The sequence below is a fragment of the Micromonospora sp. NPDC047740 genome (assembly GCF_043204735.1).
GTDB lineage: Bacteria > Actinomycetota > Actinomycetes > Mycobacteriales > Micromonosporaceae > Micromonospora.
In genome coordinates this window covers 1-15,483 of the sequence record NZ_JBIDCT010000033.1, presented here as the reverse complement: position 1 = coordinate 15,483, position 15,483 = coordinate 1, and the positions used below count along the sequence as shown (strand labels likewise).

The 15,483-nt window shown below is 70.8% G+C and carries 18 protein-coding genes; 9 read left to right on the top strand and 9 right to left on the bottom strand.

The annotated features are described in order from the left end of the window. The first annotated feature begins 104 nt into the window (after window positions 1-104). Complete coding sequence (locus ACGF4F_RS35530; RefSeq protein WP_357443177.1) at window positions 105-869, top strand: MBL fold metallo-hydrolase; 765 nt, start codon at window positions 105-107, stop codon at window positions 867-869. Then, the gene (locus ACGF4F_RS35525) at window positions 866-1,444 is read left to right on the top strand and encodes a DedA family protein (RefSeq protein WP_393084684.1); all 579 of its coding nucleotides are present in this window, start codon (window positions 866-868) and stop codon (window positions 1,442-1,444) included. Before ACGF4F_RS35530 ends, ACGF4F_RS35525 begins: the two co-directional genes overlap by 4 nt. A gap of 15 nt (window positions 1,445-1,459) precedes the next feature. Here the strand turns inward: ACGF4F_RS35525 and ACGF4F_RS35520 are convergent, their stop codons facing one another. Beyond that, entirely contained in the window at window positions 1,460-3,775 is a 2,316-nt protein-coding gene (locus tag ACGF4F_RS35520) for an alkaline phosphatase family protein (protein WP_393084681.1), read from the bottom strand. An 87-nt stretch (window positions 3,776-3,862) separates the two neighbouring features. Further along, a complete protein-coding gene (locus tag ACGF4F_RS35515) occupies window positions 3,863-4,444 on the bottom strand; it encodes a DUF5317 family protein (protein WP_357443184.1) in 582 nt (193 codons plus the stop codon). Window positions 4,445-5,051: 607 nt separating this feature from the next. On the opposite strand from ACGF4F_RS35515, the gene ACGF4F_RS35510 reads away from it, so the two are divergent. Continuing rightward, window positions 5,052-5,360 carry a hypothetical protein gene (locus ACGF4F_RS35510; RefSeq protein WP_357443186.1) on the top strand — a complete coding sequence of 103 codons (309 nt, stop codon included), beginning with the start codon at window positions 5,052-5,054 and terminating at the stop codon, window positions 5,358-5,360. A gap of 28 nt (window positions 5,361-5,388) precedes the next feature. Here ACGF4F_RS35510 and ACGF4F_RS35505 read toward each other — a convergent pair whose 3' ends face one another. Continuing rightward, on the bottom strand, window positions 5,389-5,889 hold the full coding sequence (locus tag ACGF4F_RS35505; protein WP_393084677.1) for a hypothetical protein: 501 nt from the start codon (window positions 5,887-5,889) through the stop codon (window positions 5,389-5,391). A gap of 231 nt (window positions 5,890-6,120) precedes the next feature. Between ACGF4F_RS35505 and ACGF4F_RS35500 the strand changes: the two genes are divergently transcribed. Continuing rightward, a complete protein-coding gene (locus ACGF4F_RS35500; RefSeq protein ID WP_393084674.1) occupies window positions 6,121-6,987 on the top strand; it encodes a polysaccharide deacetylase family protein in 867 nt (288 codons plus the stop codon). 56 nt (window positions 6,988-7,043) lie between these two features. Here ACGF4F_RS35500 and ACGF4F_RS35495 read toward each other — a convergent pair whose 3' ends face one another. The 3 genes from ACGF4F_RS35495 to ACGF4F_RS35485 form a co-directional block, all read right to left on the bottom strand. After that, window positions 7,044-7,724, bottom strand: a complete 681-nt coding sequence (locus tag ACGF4F_RS35495; RefSeq protein ID WP_357443192.1) for a YoaK family protein — start codon at window positions 7,722-7,724, stop codon at window positions 7,044-7,046. Continuing rightward, window positions 7,721-8,230: a thiamine pyrophosphate-dependent enzyme gene (locus ACGF4F_RS35490; RefSeq protein WP_393084671.1), complete on the bottom strand. Its 510-nt coding sequence runs from the start codon at window positions 8,228-8,230 to the stop codon at window positions 7,721-7,723. Before ACGF4F_RS35490 ends, ACGF4F_RS35495 begins: the two co-directional genes overlap by 4 nt. Window positions 8,231-8,412: 182 nt before the next feature. Then, window positions 8,413-10,056, bottom strand: a complete 1,644-nt coding sequence (locus ACGF4F_RS35485) for a hypothetical protein (RefSeq protein WP_393084668.1) — start codon at window positions 10,054-10,056, stop codon at window positions 8,413-8,415. Between the two features lie 310 nt (window positions 10,057-10,366). Here ACGF4F_RS35485 and ACGF4F_RS35480 point away from each other — a divergent pair, with 310 nt between their 5' ends. The 3 genes from ACGF4F_RS35480 to ACGF4F_RS35470 are packed head-to-tail and all read left to right on the top strand — an operon-like array spanning window position 10,367 to window position 12,316. Further along, on the top strand, window positions 10,367-10,768 hold the full coding sequence (locus ACGF4F_RS35480) for a VOC family protein (protein ID WP_357443201.1): 402 nt from the start codon (window positions 10,367-10,369) through the stop codon (window positions 10,766-10,768). A gap of 13 nt (window positions 10,769-10,781) precedes the next feature. Beyond that, on the top strand, window positions 10,782-11,123 hold the full coding sequence (locus ACGF4F_RS35475) for a YciI family protein (RefSeq protein WP_393084664.1): 342 nt from the start codon (window positions 10,782-10,784) through the stop codon (window positions 11,121-11,123). Further along, window positions 11,120-12,316: an RNA polymerase sigma factor gene (locus ACGF4F_RS35470; protein ID WP_393084661.1), complete on the top strand. Its 1,197-nt coding sequence runs from the start codon at window positions 11,120-11,122 to the stop codon at window positions 12,314-12,316. The genes ACGF4F_RS35475 and ACGF4F_RS35470 overlap by 4 nt, the downstream gene beginning before the upstream one ends. Here ACGF4F_RS35470 and ACGF4F_RS35465 read toward each other — a convergent pair. Both ACGF4F_RS35465 and ACGF4F_RS35460 read right to left on the bottom strand, forming a co-directional pair. Beyond that, entirely contained in the window at window positions 12,303-12,950 is a 648-nt protein-coding gene (locus ACGF4F_RS35465) for a methyltransferase domain-containing protein (RefSeq protein WP_357443326.1), read from the bottom strand. The genes ACGF4F_RS35470 and ACGF4F_RS35465 overlap by 14 nt on opposite strands. Next, window positions 12,947-13,582, bottom strand: a complete 636-nt coding sequence (locus tag ACGF4F_RS35460; RefSeq protein WP_393084658.1) for a TetR/AcrR family transcriptional regulator — start codon at window positions 13,580-13,582, stop codon at window positions 12,947-12,949. Before ACGF4F_RS35460 ends, ACGF4F_RS35465 begins: the two co-directional genes overlap by 4 nt. A 238-nt stretch (window positions 13,583-13,820) precedes the next feature. Here ACGF4F_RS35460 and ACGF4F_RS35455 point away from each other — a divergent pair, with 238 nt between their 5' ends. Continuing rightward, complete coding sequence (locus tag ACGF4F_RS35455) at window positions 13,821-14,339, top strand: sigma-70 family RNA polymerase sigma factor (protein WP_357443208.1); 519 nt, start codon at window positions 13,821-13,823, stop codon at window positions 14,337-14,339. Next, a complete protein-coding gene (locus ACGF4F_RS35450) occupies window positions 14,336-14,791 on the top strand; it encodes a hypothetical protein (RefSeq protein ID WP_357443211.1) in 456 nt (151 codons plus the stop codon). The genes ACGF4F_RS35455 and ACGF4F_RS35450 overlap by 4 nt, the downstream gene beginning before the upstream one ends. A 386-nt stretch (window positions 14,792-15,177) precedes the next feature. Here the strand turns inward: ACGF4F_RS35450 and ACGF4F_RS35445 are convergent, their stop codons facing one another. Beyond that, complete coding sequence (locus tag ACGF4F_RS35445; RefSeq protein WP_393084725.1) at window positions 15,178-15,447, bottom strand: hypothetical protein; 270 nt, start codon at window positions 15,445-15,447, stop codon at window positions 15,178-15,180. Window positions 15,448-15,483 lie beyond the last annotated feature (36 nt).

Sequence of the window (15,483 nt, the reverse complement as noted above, 5' to 3'; positions counted from 1 at the left end):
GGGCCCACGACCAGCAGCAACACGGCGCGGCCGCGGCTTCCGTGCGGCTCGACGGCCCGGCCGGATACGGTGGCAGGCGTGACCGAGGCGGTGCGGGTGTCGGTGTGGTGCAGCTGACCTGGTGCGGGCACAGCACCGTATGGATCGAGGACTCGGGAACCCGGCTGCTGACCGACCCGCTGCTGCGTGACCGGCTCGCCCATCTGCGCCGTCGACGCGGGCCCACCCCGCGACTACCGTCCGCCCCGGACGCCGTACTCGTGTCGCACCTGCACGCCGACCACCTGGACTTCGCGTCGCTGCGCCGGCTGCCCGAGCACACCGCGCTGGTGGTGCCGGCGGGCGCCGCACGGCTGGTCCGGCGGGCGCTCGGCGCGGCGGCCGCCGGGCGCTGCACGGAACTCGCGGTCGGTGACCGGCTCACGATCGGCGGCGTCGGCGTCGCCGCCGTCCCCGCCGCCCACCACGCCGGCCGGGGTCCGTGGTCCCGGCACCGGGCAGCCGCCGTCGGTTACCTGATCGAAGGCCGCGCGCGAACCTGGTTCGCCGGGGACACCGGTCTCTTCGACGAGATGGCCGACCTCGGGCCCCTCGATCTCGCGCTGATTCCGGTCGGTGGTTGGGGACCGACGCTCGGCCCCGGCCACCTCGATCCGACGGGGGCCGCCGAAGCGGTACGGCGCGCGGCGCCGGCGTGGGCCGTACCCATCCACTTCGGCACCTTCTGGCCGGTTGGTTGCGACCGGATCCGGCCGGACCGGTTCGCTCGGCCGGGCGACGACTTCGCTCGCCAGGTGGAGATGGTCTCGCCCGCCACCCAGGTGCGCGTGCTGCGGCCGGGCGAGTCGTTCTGTGCGGACCCACCGTGACGGCCACGCTCGGCGCGCTGGGCTCGCTGATCCTGGTGGTGCTGTTCGGCTCCGTGGTCCCGGTGGTGCCGACCGGCGCGGCGGTCAGCGGCGCCGCGGCACTCGCCGCCCACCAGCATCCGGTGACCGTGGTCCTGGTCGTGATCGCCGGCGCCGTCGGCGCGTACGTCGGCGACCTCGCGACGTACGGCATGCTCGGCTGGGGCGGCGAGCGGGTCGCCCGGTGGCTACCCGGCCTGCGCGGACGGCAGCGGGTCGGCCAGGTCTCGGCCCGCGTGCGCGAGGGCCACGTCTCGACGCTGCTGGTGTCCCGGCTCATCCCCGGTGGCCGGATCCCGGTGCTGCTGGCCGCAGCCGTGGCAGGGCTGGCCTGGCGGCGTTTCGCCGTCGCCAACGCGCCGGCCAGCCTGCTGTGGGCGGTGCTCTACGCCTCGATCGGGGTCCTCGGCCGGGCGGTCTTCCCGCAGCCGTGGCAGAGCGTCGTCGCCGCGGTCCTGCTCGTCGTGCTGGTCACCCAGGCACTGGGTTGGCTCAGCCGGCGCCGGCGACTGCCGGACGATCCGTTGACCCCGTAGGCCGCGTCGCCCGCGCTACGCGGCCGGCTCGTGGCGTCGGTCGTGGTCCCGGTCGAAGTCCGGCTCGTTGCCCGCCCCGTCCGGCGTGCCGACGTCGTCGGCCCGCCGCAGGCCGAGCCGCCGCAGCCAGCCGAGCAACTGACGATGTACGTCGTCCGGGCCGACCAGCTCGCCCTCCTGCGGCCAGCCGGCCGGATGGATGAGCAGGGCCTCGGTCTGCCAGCCGCCGAGCCCGCCGTGGCACCCCACCAACTCCTCGAAGGCCGCGACCTCCTCCAGGCCCGGCTCCACGGCGCTGATCACCACGAGGTCGCCGACGTGGTCCATCGCCTGATGGCGTAGCAGGTCGTGGCGTGCCCGGGGGCCGTACGGGGCAAGTGGATCGTCGCCGTCGATCTGCCCGTCCCGCAGCCGGTGGCAGCCCCGGCTCCCGATCGCCAGCGGTCCGGCGGCGGAGTCGACCACGACCAGCCCGATGCCGGGGTGCGCGGCCAGGCCGTCGATCAGCCCCGGGACGGCGGCTTCGATCCGCTCGCGGGACAGCCGTCCCGGATGACGGGGCAGGTAGATCATCGCCAGGTTGCCCGATGCCACCACCACGGCCTCCGGATCGGCAGCGGTGGCCGCCTTCTCCCGGTCGGCCGGCCCCAGGCTGACCTCGCCCCCATCCCTCCTGGACCGCAGGGCCAGCCGAGCCGCCGTGCCGGTCGCCCCGCCCCGGCCGCCGACCTCGGTGAGCAGCGTGTTCACCCGGCCCCACGACTCGACGGGATCGGCGGCCTCGGCGGTCGTCGCGGGTTGGGTCGGGACGGTGGGCGCCAGCCGGCCGCCGGGCGCGACCTCCCGCACCGGGTGTGCGGCAAGGCGGGCGACCAGCTCCGTCAACGACTCGCCGTGTCGTTGGCGGAACGTGGCGCCCTGACTCTGCCCGTGGTCGCTCAACACCACGATGTGGTAGTCCCGCGTCGCCTCAGCCGCCAGACGCTGCAGGATGCCGAGCGTCTGATCGAGCGCCTCGAGGACCGCCATCGCCTGCGGGCGCGCCGGCCCGGCGTGGTGGGCCACCTCGTCGTAGTCCAGGAAGTCGCAGAAGATGACCGGTGTCCCGCCGGCCATCTGCTCGGCGATGAGCGACACGTTCAGGTCGCTGAGCAGGCTCGCCATCGGGCGCAGCGCCAGGTACGAACCTCGGCGCCGTCCCCGGGGCTGGATGTCGCGCAGCCGCTGCCGCCGCGCCTCGTACAGCTCGCGAAGCACCTGCCCGGCCCCGCGCACCACGGCTCGCGCGAAACCGTACGGGCTGGCCATGAACACCGCGTATCCCCGGGTGGATCGTCCGGGCAGTCCCGCGCGGCTCACCGTGAGCAGGCTGGTCGGGGCGTCGCCGGAGAAGGCGGTGCTGATGCTGACCCCGCCGTCCCGCAGCAGACCCTGTCCGGTGGACAGGCGCTGCTCGATCTCGGCGGCGTCGCGCGGTCGGCTGGTCACCACCATGCGGCCCGCGGAGCGTGCCCCGCTGTCGCTCACTGTCGCCTTCTCGTACCAGCGATAGGCCGGCACCCGCCGAGTGTCGCCGTACAACAGGCCCGCCTGGGCTGCCGGCGTCGTGGCCGGAAGCCCGGTGTGCCAGCGGGTCATCCGGTGGCTGCCCGAGCGTAGCCACCGGCCGACCGTGGGCAGGTTGCCGGCGCGGATGGCCCACCACACCAGCGGCGCGGCCACCCCGTCGAGTTGGATGATGAGCAGGCCGTCGGCTGCCTGCTGGGCGGGCGCCTCCGCCGGGGCGTCACCTCGCCGCCGTCGTTGCCGCCGGGCGGGGCGCCGCTCCCGCCTGCGCCGCACCCGGGCCATCACCCACAGCATCTCGCTGACGAACGCGTCGTCCGTTCCGGCGTCAGCGAGCCAGTTCACCACCGCCGCGAGCGCCACGGCGAGCCAGGCGGCGGCGAAGGCATCGGCGAACCCCGCCACGTCTGCCTTCGGATCCAGCCGCAGCGCGACATACATGACGACGGCCTGTACGGACACGCCGATGGCCAGAGCGCCGAGCCCGCCGAGCGCGGTGGCCAGGGCGAACAGCAGCGGCCGTAGCACCGCGCCGATCGCGGCGATCAGCCCGACCAGCCACAGGGTCGCGACCAAGCCGCTCGCCGTCACGCCCGGCAGCAGCCACAGCGTCGTGCTGAGCACCACGAAAGAGGTGACCATGTTGCGTAGCAGCGCACGCACCCGAGCGACCGTCGGCCGGTAGTCGCGCAGCACCCCCAGCCCGACGCGCACAGGCTGGGGCGTCAGCGTCCGGTGCTCCCCGGTGGCTGGGTCCGGCTCCATTCGACTCACAATGCCACACCCCGACGGGCCAAGATCGGTCTGCCGAAGGGCCGGAGTGTCCGCAGGTTGGAGCGGACGGGCTCGACATCAATCTTGGGCCAGCGTCGCCGGCGTGGTCCGGGGGCGGCTCTGGTGCATGAGGGCGGCGACGAGCAGGGCGATGCCCGCCATCAGGACGATGTCGCCGACGCTGATCACCACGTTCAGCCACGGCACGGGCAGGGTGTCGCCGAGTGCGGCGAGCCGGGTCGCCGTGGTGCCGACCGTGTGGTGGGGATCCAGGGTGGTGTCGGTCGGGGCGGCGCCGAGGTGGTGCAGTGCGGCTGGTGCGACCGGCATGTGGCCGTTCGGCAGGATCGTGGCCGCGTTCAACGCCGCGCCGGCGAGGGCGACGGCGATGCCGGCGCGGGCTGGGCGGGACAGGCGGGGGAGGTTGATCAGTAACGCGATGCCGACGGTGGTGAACACCAGGGCGGTCAGCCACCGTTGGGCGGCGGCGGAGAGGAGTCGGGAGCCCGGCGGTACGTGGGTGAGCAGTTGTCCGAGCGCGGCGGCGTACAGCAGCCAGATGCCCCGCAGTGGCTGGTCGGCGAGGCGGCGCAGCCGGCCGCCGGTGAGGTATCCGGCGGCCAGGCCGACGAGGACGGGGCCGACAAGAAGTACGGACATCGGCTTATCCGGCCTCGTCGAGGGGAGTGCCGATGGTCGAGTGCAGCGTGGTGGAAGCGACGAGCAGCAGGTCGATGGAGGGCCTCATCTTGAGCCGGGTCAGCCGCCGTGCTGATGTGGTGCGCCGACGGTGTAGAGCAGGGTGGCGAGTGCGGCCAACGCGAGGACGATCCGAAGCTTCATGGCACTCGATGCTATTGATCGGTGAACATCAACTGATTCGGTATTGTCGGCAGTGATCTGGACCTGTCCGTGCAGATGAATCTCAGGCAATCAGGTAAAGCCGCAGCGTGGTTTACACCCGTGGGTGCCTCCGATGCGTCGCCCGATCCAGCCGGCGTGAGTCTGGAGGGCCGGATGCAACGGGCTTGCCTGTCCGGTTCGGAGGGTGGGCCGAGTCCGTTCGAAAGCCTGGGGCGGTGCTTCGGCCCGACCCAACCGGGGACGGCTGATTCGGCGTGATGTCTGGCCGTCGAGCGTTGCGCTGCTGCCCGCCTTCATTCGTCGTCAGGATGTCGTCATGCGGGCCCGGTCAAAAGCTCTAAAGTGAGACGACGGCTCAACCGCTTCGGCCGGCGAATAGTCCTCACGGAAAGGATGAGTGGTCATGGACTCAGATTCAGACGAAGTAGAACTCAGCCCCGAGGAGCAGAAAGCGCAGTACAGGCTGCTGCAAGCCCTTGAGAGGGCGAGAACGATCTCGATGGCGCTCGACCGTGTCGAGCATCTCCTGGATCCCAATAAACCGTTCACTCCAGCCATGAACACGCCTTCGGTGAGGGCGTTGTTGGAAGAGGTGAATCCTGGCAATACGACCGAGACGCGCCGCGAAGCCGTACGCAAACTCAAGGAGAAGCTGAATATTGCCAACAAGGAGTACGACGAGGCAATGAAAGAGGCGGACAGGTTTTCGTGAGATTGGTGCCGTCGCCGTCCCGCCTGTCTCAGGGGAAGCGTGCGTCCTGCCGGGGCACGCGGGTCAGGTGGCGGCGCAGCACGATGCGGGCGAGGCGCTCGAGCAGCCACGGGCCCCGGGTTTCGTGGCGTTCATAGCCGAGCAGGCGCCCCCATCGCCCGGCGGTGACGACGAGAGCGGTCACCCGTTCGCGGCCGTCGCTGACACGGGTGGTTTCAATGTCGGCGACCCGTCCGATGATCCGACCTGCCAGGTCGCGAACGGGCTGTCGCAGGAGAGCACCGGCTCGCAGTGGGACGTCGGGCTGGTCAGCTGGCATCGTCTGCTCCCGGGATGCGGTTGTGGCGCGAGTCGGCGGGCGGAACTGGCCATCCAGCGGCCGAGGACACCGCCGATACGGTCGCCGAGAGCTTGCTGGCCGATGCGCATAGCCGGCCGCGTCCGGTGGCTGCGACACCTCATACGCCAGGCCGGCCCAGAGCCCGAGCAGCGCCGTGGCCGCGATGATCAACCGATGGACCAGTTTCACCCGGAGCTTCCTACGCACCCGGGTACGGCCGCCAATTCTGCGCTGGCATGCCTGCCTGATGCCAGCAGGACAAGCGAGGGAACCCCCAGATAACCCTTTTTGCCATATTGGGGATCAAGTGCCGCAGCCCCGGCCATAGGCTGCAATTCCAGGGTGTGGGAGGGAGGAAGAGGTGCGGCCTGAGGATCTCAGCGGGGCGGGCCCGCGCGGGCACTGCGGCGGGCTGTTCCGATGACGTGGACAGGACCGTCCAGACGCCCCACGGTAGTCCTCGCCCTGGTGGTAGCGGCCCTGCTCGTCTCGTCGTACGCGATGGGGCGGGCCTTGGGGCTGGACCAGCTAGGGCACAACGCCACCCGGGCTGCCGGTGACCCGGGCGGCGCGCAGCACGCCGACCAGCCCGAGGCCGGATCGGCTGGCCCGGCGACGCGCGACCACAGCGCGAGCCCACTCGATGCCGGGCAGGACGGCGCGACGCGGAACGCCGCCGGTGCCGGTCTCTTCGGTGCCCACGCCACCACCGGCACCCGCCGGATCGCGCTCACCTTCGACGACGGGCCCGACCCTCAATTCACCCCGCAGGTCCTTGCCGTGCTGCGGCGGTTCGAGGTCCGAGCAACCTTCTGCCTGGTGGGGGAGAACGCGCAGAAGCACCCCGATCTGGTTCGGGCGATCGTGGCCGACGGGCACACCCTGTGCAACCACTCCTGGAATCACAACATCTCCCTTGGCAACCGATCGCCCAAGGACATCCGGGCCGACCTGCTGCGGACCAATGCGGCGATCCGGGCGGCGGTTCCCGACGCGCCGATCGTGTGGTTCCGCCAGCCGGGCGGCGTATGGACCTACCCGCTGGTGTCGGTGGCGCACGAGTTGGGCATGACGTCGCTGCACTGGAGCGTGGACCCCTCGGACTGGCAGGCACCCGGGGCTGACCGCATCGCCTCGATGGTGATGAGCAGGACCGGACCGGGCGCGGTGGTGCTGCTGCACGACGGCGGCGGGAACCGGCAGGGCACGGTGAACGCCCTGGATCGCATCCTGCCGGACCTGGCCGCCCGGTTCGAGCTGACGGCGCTGCCCACCGAGGCCAAGTGATCGGACGAGAGCCGGAAAAGCCTGCCTGAACTTGAGCCGGCGCGATACGTGGACGGTTAGCTGGCTGACCTGCCAAGGCGGCCTCGGTAAATCAACCCGGAGAGGACGACGGTCATCGCCGGTATCAGGGCGGCCAAGTTGTGCCAGGCGGTGTAGGCGGCGGCAGTGGCGAACGCGGCGGCGGGATACCAGGTGACGACGAGGCTCCGCGCTATCTGCCGGTCAAGGGACCGGCTGCGGTCGCGGCGTAGCAGCTCGCCGATGCCCATACTGAGCCCGGTCCAGGTGCCCGTTATGTAGGTGGTGGTGACACCGGGTAAGCGGAGCCGGGCGGCGATGGCGCTCTGCATCCCCATGGCGGTGCCGGCAAGGGCGATGAGCCCGTATCGCGGCGCACCGGTTGGGCGGCCGGTCAGCAGGTTCCACCACACCGCCGTGGCCACCAGCAGGCACACCTCGATGAGAAACGCCGTACGGATGTGGTGCGGACCGGGCCTGTCGGGCACGGCGGCGCCGAGGGCCACTGCGGCCAGCACGTACGCACACAGCGCGGTCGCGGATCGACTGACGGCGGGCCAGTCACCGGTGGCCGCGCCGAGGCCGAGCAGGACGGTGTTGCCGGTCATGTTGGCGGGGAAGACGTGGCCGAGACCGAGGTAGCTGAGTGCGTCGGTGCCGGCCGCGGTGACGGTGAGCGCGCTGATGAGCAGTCTCTGCCGGCCCCGGCCTTCGCTCATGCCTGGTCTTGGTCGTCGGCGCGGTCGCGCAGCCGGCGCGCGGAACCGGACAGAGCCTGACCGAGCCGGTCGGGCACGATGCGGCCCGGGCTGGCCTCGAAGCTGGATTCGTCGAGGATGTCCTTGACCATCTGCAGGGCGATGCGGTTGCGGTTGGGTGTACCGGCGCGAAGTGCTGCCGCCAGTTTCTTGACCTGGTCCTTCTTGATCCGCGCCGGCATCGGGGGTTCGTGCGGGTCCACCACGCACTCGACGATGACCGGGCCGCTGGCAGCCAGCGCCCGCTTCATCTGATCGGGACAGCGGGCCGGGTCCGCAATGCGGACGCCCGTGGCACCGCAGGCTTCGGCGAACTTGACGAAGTCCATCGGGGCGAAGTTCACGCCATATTCGGGGCTGCCGAGAAAGACCATCTGCTCCCACTTGATCAGGCCGAGGCAGGTGGGCGCGCGGGTCCGCGACGTGTCAGGTGGCTGTCCCGTGACCCACGCCGGGGGCACCAGCACCGTGCTCGACCCCCTTCCGGGCAGGCAGCGACCGCTCCGGCGAGCGGTCACCCCGGTGTATCCCGTCCCGCCGGGCGGCCGTAAGTGCGCGCCGACGGTAGGTGACGGCAGCACTCACCGGTCCAGGCGAGGCGTCGGCCGGTGCCTGGCGCCGGATGGGCGGGGACGCCCGTCTCGGAAGTTCAGCCGTGGCAGCGCGGTATCTCGTATCCGGCCGGTCCGGGCGGGATGAGCGAAAGTCGGAGCGGCGGCGCCTGCCAGGCGACCGCCGCGCCCCGCAGGATCCGGTACAGCTCCGCGCCCGTCGGCCGCGGTGTCTCACCATGGAGAAACGCGACGAGTCCCTGCTGCACCCGGCTGCGGTCGAACGCGTCCCCGTGCAAGGCGACCACCAGGACGAACGGCACGCCCAACGGGTTGCCCGGCCGATCGGCGAGGGCATCGCTGAGCGTCACGAATGCCACCGTGCGTACCCCCGGGACCGGACAGAACATCTGATCGCGGTAGCGCTGTGGGTTACCCAGGAGCGAGTGGATGAGCGGTTCGTCGGTGCTGATCGGCAGGCCGCTGGACCACCTGGCGACCGTCAGGATCGCCCGCAGCTGCGCGCCTGCGGCCAGTCCCCAACCGCGTCCGTCGCCGGACGGTGGGAAGGCGGCTGCGGATGGGTTGGGCACGGGGCTGAGCAGGATGACCGCGGCCACGGCCGGGTGCGGGCGCGTTGCCAGGTAGGTGCGGACGACGAGGGCTCCCTCACTCTCCGCGAGCAGGGCCACCGGCTGACCGGTGCGGTTGTGCACCTCGGCGACCTGTGCGTCGAGCAGTTTCGCGCTGCTCTCCAGCGACTGCTGGGTTTGCTGCGCCCGATACGGCAGCGGCCGCCCGCCGGAGTCGAGGCCGGCGTAGGAGAATACTTCGAACGGGATGCTGTCGGCGATCTGCTGGCCGCCGCCGACTGGCGCGCCGTCGCCGACGGAGTCGTAGCCACCCACGAAGATGAGTGCCTGAGGCGGCCTGCCGCCGGGGCCGATAGCCAGTGGGGGCGGCGGTTGCCCGGCGACCTGGGCAGCGGTTCTGGCCAGGAACCCGGCCGGGGCGATGCCGAGCAGCAGCCCGACGGCGACCAACGGGGCGACCGGGACCCGGACCAGCACGACGCGTGCCGTCAGCACCGCCGCGAGCAGGCGCCGCCAGAGCCAGCCGTTCACGACGCCGGCGAGGGCGGCCAGCACGATGGGCAACGGGCCCGGCGCGGCGGACATGAGCACGGAGGCAATGGTCAGGATCAGGAACGACACCACGGCCCAGAGCACGGCGGCCGGCGGCGGTAGCCCCCGCCACCAGTCGGGCACCAGGCCGGCCCGCTGTCCGACGAGGACGAGCACGAAAACCACACCCACATCGGCAATGAAGAGCCAGGACAGCGAGGTCGCGGCGAGTGCCACCGAGAGCGCGGCCCAGGGCAGCATGACAACGGCCAGGACGGCGATGCCCGCGATGCCGGTGAGCAATGCCCTGCCCACCGCCGGGCGCCGTCCCGCTTGCGGCGGCCAGGCGACCTGCACGATGGCTGCGGTCCACACACCGCGTCCGACCACCGTGGCGATCAGTTCGCCCGTGAACTGCGGCCACGAGTCGTGATAGACGGAGATCCAGCGCAGGTCGTGAAAGGTCGCGAAGGGCACTGGCGCGCTCGCCTGCGGAGCCAGCCCCACCGCGGACCGGAGGCCGAAGCGGCTCGACAGCACCGCCTCCAGGATCGGCGGAAGCGTGGTCAGGGTAAGGAGCGCCAGGAGGCGTACGGACGCCGATCGCAGCACGACCACCGCGCCGACCTCCTGCTCGCCAGGCGTGCCGCCGCCCAGAACCGGGCTGCTCAGGTGAGGATGGACAGCATATTATCGGCTTTCTCCCTCCTATCTCCGGCATTTGGGGTGTGCCGAACACTAGGGCTCAGCAAGTGGCGGGGCGGGGGAGGGGGTCGGGGCGTTCATGCTGCCGTCGTCAACCCGGCTGAACCGCCGTGCGTACCCCCGTGCCGGCCAGCACAAAAGATCTTGAGGCGGTGTCGTATCCGACGTCCCGCCGGTCGTCTAGCAGGTGACAGCACCTCAACGAGACCGACGGGAGTAGATCATGAAACCGGTCATGGACAGCCTGGACATCGTCGTCGCGGACATCGCCGCCGCGATCGGGTTCTACCGGCGGCTGGGCCTGGAGTTCCAGGTTGACCCGAGCTACGCCGAGCACGCCGGATGCGACCTGCCGAATGGGCTGCATCTGATGCTGAACGAGGAGAAGTTCGCCGCGATGGCCCGCCCAGGTTGGACCCGTGGCGCGGGTAGCCCACCGGTCTTCCTGGCGTTCCGGCTCGACAGCCCGGCCGACGTCGACGCCAAGTACGCCGAGCTCAGCGGGGCCGGATACACCGGGGCGCGGGAGCCGTGGGACGCCTTCTGGGGTCACCGCTACGCCACCGTGCTGGACCCGGACGGCAACGGCATCGACCTGTACTGTCCGCTGCCCGGCCACAGCTGAGAAGGTGAGAGCCGTGAAGTACGTGCTGATGTTCGCCGAAACCGAGCAGTTCGCCGCCGACCTGGCCGCGATGGACGAGACCGAACGCGAGCGGGCCTACGGGCGGGTGCGGCAGTGGTTCACCTGCAACGCCGACAAGATCACCTCGCACACGCACCTGATGCCCGCCCACACCGCCACCACCGTCCGGCTCGACCAGGCCGAGCCGGTGATCACCGACGGGCCGTTCGTGGAGGGCAAGGAAGTGATCTCCGGTTTCGCCGAGATCGACGTCGCCGACCTGGACGAGGCGTTGCGCATCGTCGCGTCGTGGCCGGCGTGCCCACTGGTGGAGATCCGCCCGATCGCAGGATGAGTCGGGATGCCGGGGTGGAGTTGGCCCGCGTGGTGCGCGAGCACGCGGGCCGACTCGCCGCCTCCCTCGTGTCGCTGATCGGTGACTTCTCCGCCGCAGAGGACCTCGTCCAGGACGCGGTCGAGGCAGCGCTGCAGCACTGGCCGATCGAGGGCATCCCGGCCAACCCGGACGGCTGGCTCTACACGGTCGCCCGCCGCCGGGGCCTGGACGCGCTGCGCCGCGACGCCCGCTTCCGGGACAAGCTGGCGCTGGCCGCGTGGCTGCCGCAACCGGTGCCGGACGACCGGCTACGGCTGATCTTCACCTGCTGCCACCCCGCGCTGCCCCGCACCGCCCAGGTCGCCCTCACGCTCCGGGTTGCCTGCGGTCTGACCACCGCGCAGATCGCCAAAGCGTTCCTCATTCCCGAGACCACGGTGGCGCAGCGGATCACCCGCGCCAAGCGGAAGATCAGCGACGCGGGCATCCCATACCGGATCCCCGCCGCCGACGAACTCGGTGCACGCCTGGTCGAGGTGCTGACGGTGGTGTATCTGCTGTTCAACGAGGCCTACCTACCAACCAGCGGTCAGCGCGCTCAAGCGCAGCACCTTGCTGCGGATGCCGAGTTCCTGGCCACCCTGCTCGCCGGGCTGATGCCGAACGAGCCAGAGGTGCTCGGCCTGCTCGCGTTGATCCGGTTGCACCGTGCCCGCGAAGCCGCCCGCTTCACCCCGGACGGCCAGATCATCCAACTGCCCGACCAGGACCGAAGCCGGTGGGACCGGGACGTCATCGTCGATGCGGCCCGGCTGATCGCCAAGGCCGCAAGCCTCAAGAAGCCCGGCCCCTATCAGCTGCAGGCCGCGATCGTCGCGGTGCACGCCGAGGCCGGCCGGTGGGAGGACACCGACTGGCAGCAGATCCTGATCCTCTACACGATGCTCGACCGGCTCGCACCGTCGCCGGTCACCAAACTGCACCGGGCCGTCGCCCTGCGGTACGTGGCCGGGCCGGATGTGGCGCTGGCGGCAGTCGACGAACTCCGCCAGGCCCTCAACGGCTATCACCTGTGGCACGCCACCCGGGCTGCACTGCTCCGCGACCTCGGCCGCCCCGACGAGGCACACGACGCGGACAGGCGGGCGCTGGAGTTGACCGCCAACCCGGCCGAGCAGTCCTTGTTGCGGCAGCGGATCAGTTGGGCTTGACCGCGTGGACGCGTTCGACGGTGCCGGCCTTCAGCCTTTCTGTCTCGACGATCTCGAAGCCCGCGGCCCGCAGGAGGGGTAGCTGGCGGCGGGTGAAGTGCTCGCCGGCCGCGCGAATGGTGACCCGTTCAAGGAGCCACTGGGCGGCATAGACCGGTGGCCAGGTGCTGCCGATGTGGTCGAGCAGGAGCAGCCTGCCGCCAGGTACGAGGACGCGCTTCATCTCGCCGATAGCCTTCACCGGGTGCGGGATGGCGCACAGCGACAGGGCGCAGACCACAGTGTCGAACGACGCGTCGTCGAACGGCAGGCGCTCGGCGTCGCCCTCGTGCAGGTCGACCGAACGGCCGAGGTCGGCGGCGCGCTGCCGAGCGATGCCCAGCATCGCCGGGCTCAGTTCGATCCCGGTAAGCGTCGCCTCGGCGGGATAGTGCGGCAGGTTCCGGCCGGTGCCGATGGCGACCTCCAGCACCCGACCGCGGGCACGGGCGCCCAGCCACTCCCGGCCGCCACCGAACTGGATCCGCTCCAGGAGAACGATCTGCCTGTCGTAGCTGGGTGCGGCCCTGTCCCAGACTCGCCGCTGCTTCGCGGCCGGGGTCTCACCGGTATTCCCCTTGGCGGTGCTGCTCATGACGGTGGTCCTTCCACATTGGCGGGGTGGAGAAGGGTGCGATCCACATCCGAGGAGACGGCAGCGCCGATCACTTCCGTGACCGTCTGGCGGACCCGGGCGGCGGCTCTGGCGGGGTCGGGCTGCCCGGCGTCGAGCCAGGCGATGATCGCCTCGATCGCCACCACCGGGGCGAGCTGGGCGGCCCAGCGCGCCAGCGCCGCGTCGGGTACGACCGCCGAGATCTGCAGGTACGCGGCGGCGGTGATGCCGCCACGGAACTTCTCGATGCGCTCGTTGAACTCCGGTTCGCGCAGGGCGTGCTGAAACAGCAGCCGGAACCCGGCTGGGGACTCGACCGCCGCCTGAAGGAGGCCGTCGGTGCTGGCGTCGGTGAACCCACCGACGGGCTCTTCGACGTGGGCGTCCAGCCGGGCGCACATCCGGTCAAGAACCGCCTGGTACAGGTCGGTCTTGGAGTCGAAATGCCGGTAGAGGATCATCCTCGTGATCCCGGCCTCGGTGGCGATCTCGTCCAGGCCCGTCGCCGCGAAACCGGACCGGGCGAACGCTTCGGTCGCCGCGGCGAGGATCTGTTCCCGCCGCTGGGCCCGAGGCAGACGGCGTCCCGGCTCCGGTTTCTCGTCGGCCACGATCACCCTTCCCGGCTTGTCGACTTCAAAGTCTATAAATGCTCACTGCCTTTCTAGTGCCCGATTGGCAGGCTTCGATGGACGACCCGGTCTGAGTTGGCGTGCGCCTTCCCCCGAGTCCCGGTAGGGCCGCCAGAAGTTGCCACCTCCCGCTTCGGCCCGGCACGGTTCGGACGGCCCTGGACGAGCAGTGAACCTGGACGCCGCGAGCCGCGACTGAACAGGCAAAGGAGGGCAGATGGCCGATGAGTTGTTGGTTGTTCGCTGCCAGCTGGGCGAACGTGAGGCCTTCGCCGAACTGGTACGGGCCTGGCATCCGGCGATCGAGCGGTACGTCGGGCGGATGCTGACCGGGCCCGACGACGATGTGGTGCAGGAGGTGTGGCTGGCGGTCTTCAAGGGGCTGCCGCGACTGCGGCAGCCGGACCGGTTCGCCCCCTGGCTCTTCACCATCGCTCGCCGGGCGGTGATGAACCGACTGCGTGACGTCTACGCACGCCCGGAGCCCGAGCCGGTCGACGACGTGCCGGGAGCCGACGAGGCGGAAGCGGTGGTCGATCGGGAACTGCTCGGTGGCGCGTTGGCGGCGCTTCCGGCCAGGGAACGGGAGGTGCTGCTGCTGTTCTATCTCGAGGACCTCCCGCTTGAGGTGTGCGCACAGATCTGCGCTGTGCCGGTCGGCACCATCAAGTCGCGGCTCAACCGGGCAAGGAAGTTGTTGCGCCGCGAGTTGGCGCGGAAGGGGTATGAAGCATGACGCCGGAAGAGTTGCTCAAGCGGCTCGACGCACCGTTGTCGCTGCGTAAGAAGGTCGGATACGTGGCACTAGCGCTCGCCGGGCTCGCCGGCAGCGGCCTGATCGGGTTGCTGTGGGCAACCGAGCCCGGGCTGCCACCACGGACGATGGTGGCGTGCGCGGTACTGGTGGCGATCGGACTGTGCTGGGCGGCTTTCGGCGGCTGGGCCGTGACCCGCAGGACGCCGATGTTCGCCCGGGATCGCGTCGTCGCCGGCTGGCTCGGACTGGGCGCCTGGCTGCTGTTCACCGTCGGTGCGCTGGTGATCACCACCCTGCGGCACAAGCTCGCGCCGTCGTTGATCGTCGCGGTGCTGGCGTTGGGCGTTCTGGCCATCGCCAACCTGCGCACCGCCCGCCGTAGGCGGGCGGCCCTGCTACGACGCAAGGAAGAGTTGAGTCAGCGTCCCTGATCAGCTTAGCGATCTTGAGTCGGATGGGGTTTCCGGGATCGTTTCCCACCGTGGTGGAGATGCGTGGGCGTGGAGATGGAATCCTGCGCCCAGTGCGGCTCCTCGGGGCCGGTGGCCGGTGGTGGTGGGTGTGCTGATCGTGTTCACGTCCTGGTGTCGGTGGGCTGCGCGGGGCAGCCTCGGCCGGTCCGTTGGTGCGTGTCCCTCCGGACGCTTGCCCGCCCGGCCATGAGGCCGGGTGGGGGAGGGTGCCCCGCGTCGCCTGGGCGCGGGGCGTGGGGTGCGGGGCCGGGTAGGGCCGGTCTTCGACCGGTCCCTCCGGCTGGCATTAAAGGTGCTGGGGGTGACGACGGCTGCGGCTTCGAGTTCGTCGACGACCGTGCGGATCACCATGGCGCCGGTGGTCTTGTCGGTGACGGTTTTGGTCTGGTGGGTGAGTCCGCGGGCGGCGATGCGCCGCCAGGCGCCGTGGTCGCGGTCGCCCTGCCAACGGCAGGACTGGTTGGGCCAGATGGCCCACTTCCACCCCGCGACGGTCCGCTTGTCGGGGCTTTACGGTGCTGTAGCGGGGTTATACATTGGGGGCAGTGTTTGGAGGTGTTGCGGGCGGGGACGGTGACCACGGCGATCCCGTGCTCGGCGGCGAGGTGTCGCATCCGGTCGCTGATTTGTCCGCGGACCTGCTGGGACAG

What these genes read in the sequence shown, in the direction of transcription:
- ACGF4F_RS35470 (WP_393084661.1), top strand. Translation starts at nt 11,120, where the DNA reads ATGAGTCGGGATGCCGGGGTGGAGTTGGCCCGCGTGGTGCGCGAGCAC.
- ACGF4F_RS35510 (WP_357443186.1), top strand. Translation starts at nt 5,052, where the DNA reads ATGGACTCAGATTCAGACGAAGTAGAACTCAGCCCCGAGGAGCAGAAA.
- ACGF4F_RS35500 (WP_393084674.1), top strand. Translation starts at nt 6,121, where the DNA reads ATGACGTGGACAGGACCGTCCAGACGCCCCACGGTAGTCCTCGCCCTG.
- ACGF4F_RS35515 (WP_357443184.1), bottom strand. Translation starts at nt 4,444, where the DNA reads ATGTCCGTACTTCTTGTCGGCCCCGTCCTCGTCGGCCTGGCCGCCGGA.
- ACGF4F_RS35450 (WP_357443211.1), top strand. Translation starts at nt 14,336, where the DNA reads ATGACGCCGGAAGAGTTGCTCAAGCGGCTCGACGCACCGTTGTCGCTG.
- ACGF4F_RS35455 (WP_357443208.1), top strand. Translation starts at nt 13,821, where the DNA reads ATGGCCGATGAGTTGTTGGTTGTTCGCTGCCAGCTGGGCGAACGTGAG.
- ACGF4F_RS35520 (WP_393084681.1), bottom strand. Translation starts at nt 3,775, where the DNA reads ATGGAGCCGGACCCAGCCACCGGGGAGCACCGGACGCTGACGCCCCAG.
- ACGF4F_RS35495 (WP_357443192.1), bottom strand. Translation starts at nt 7,724, where the DNA reads ATGAGCGAAGGCCGGGGCCGGCAGAGACTGCTCATCAGCGCGCTCACC.
- ACGF4F_RS35465 (WP_357443326.1), bottom strand. Translation starts at nt 12,950, where the DNA reads ATGAGCAGCACCGCCAAGGGGAATACCGGTGAGACCCCGGCCGCGAAG.
- ACGF4F_RS35445 (WP_393084725.1), bottom strand. Translation starts at nt 15,447, where the DNA reads ATGCGACACCTCGCCGCCGAGCACGGGATCGCCGTGGTCACCGTCCCC.
- ACGF4F_RS35480 (WP_357443201.1), top strand. Translation starts at nt 10,367, where the DNA reads ATGAAACCGGTCATGGACAGCCTGGACATCGTCGTCGCGGACATCGCC.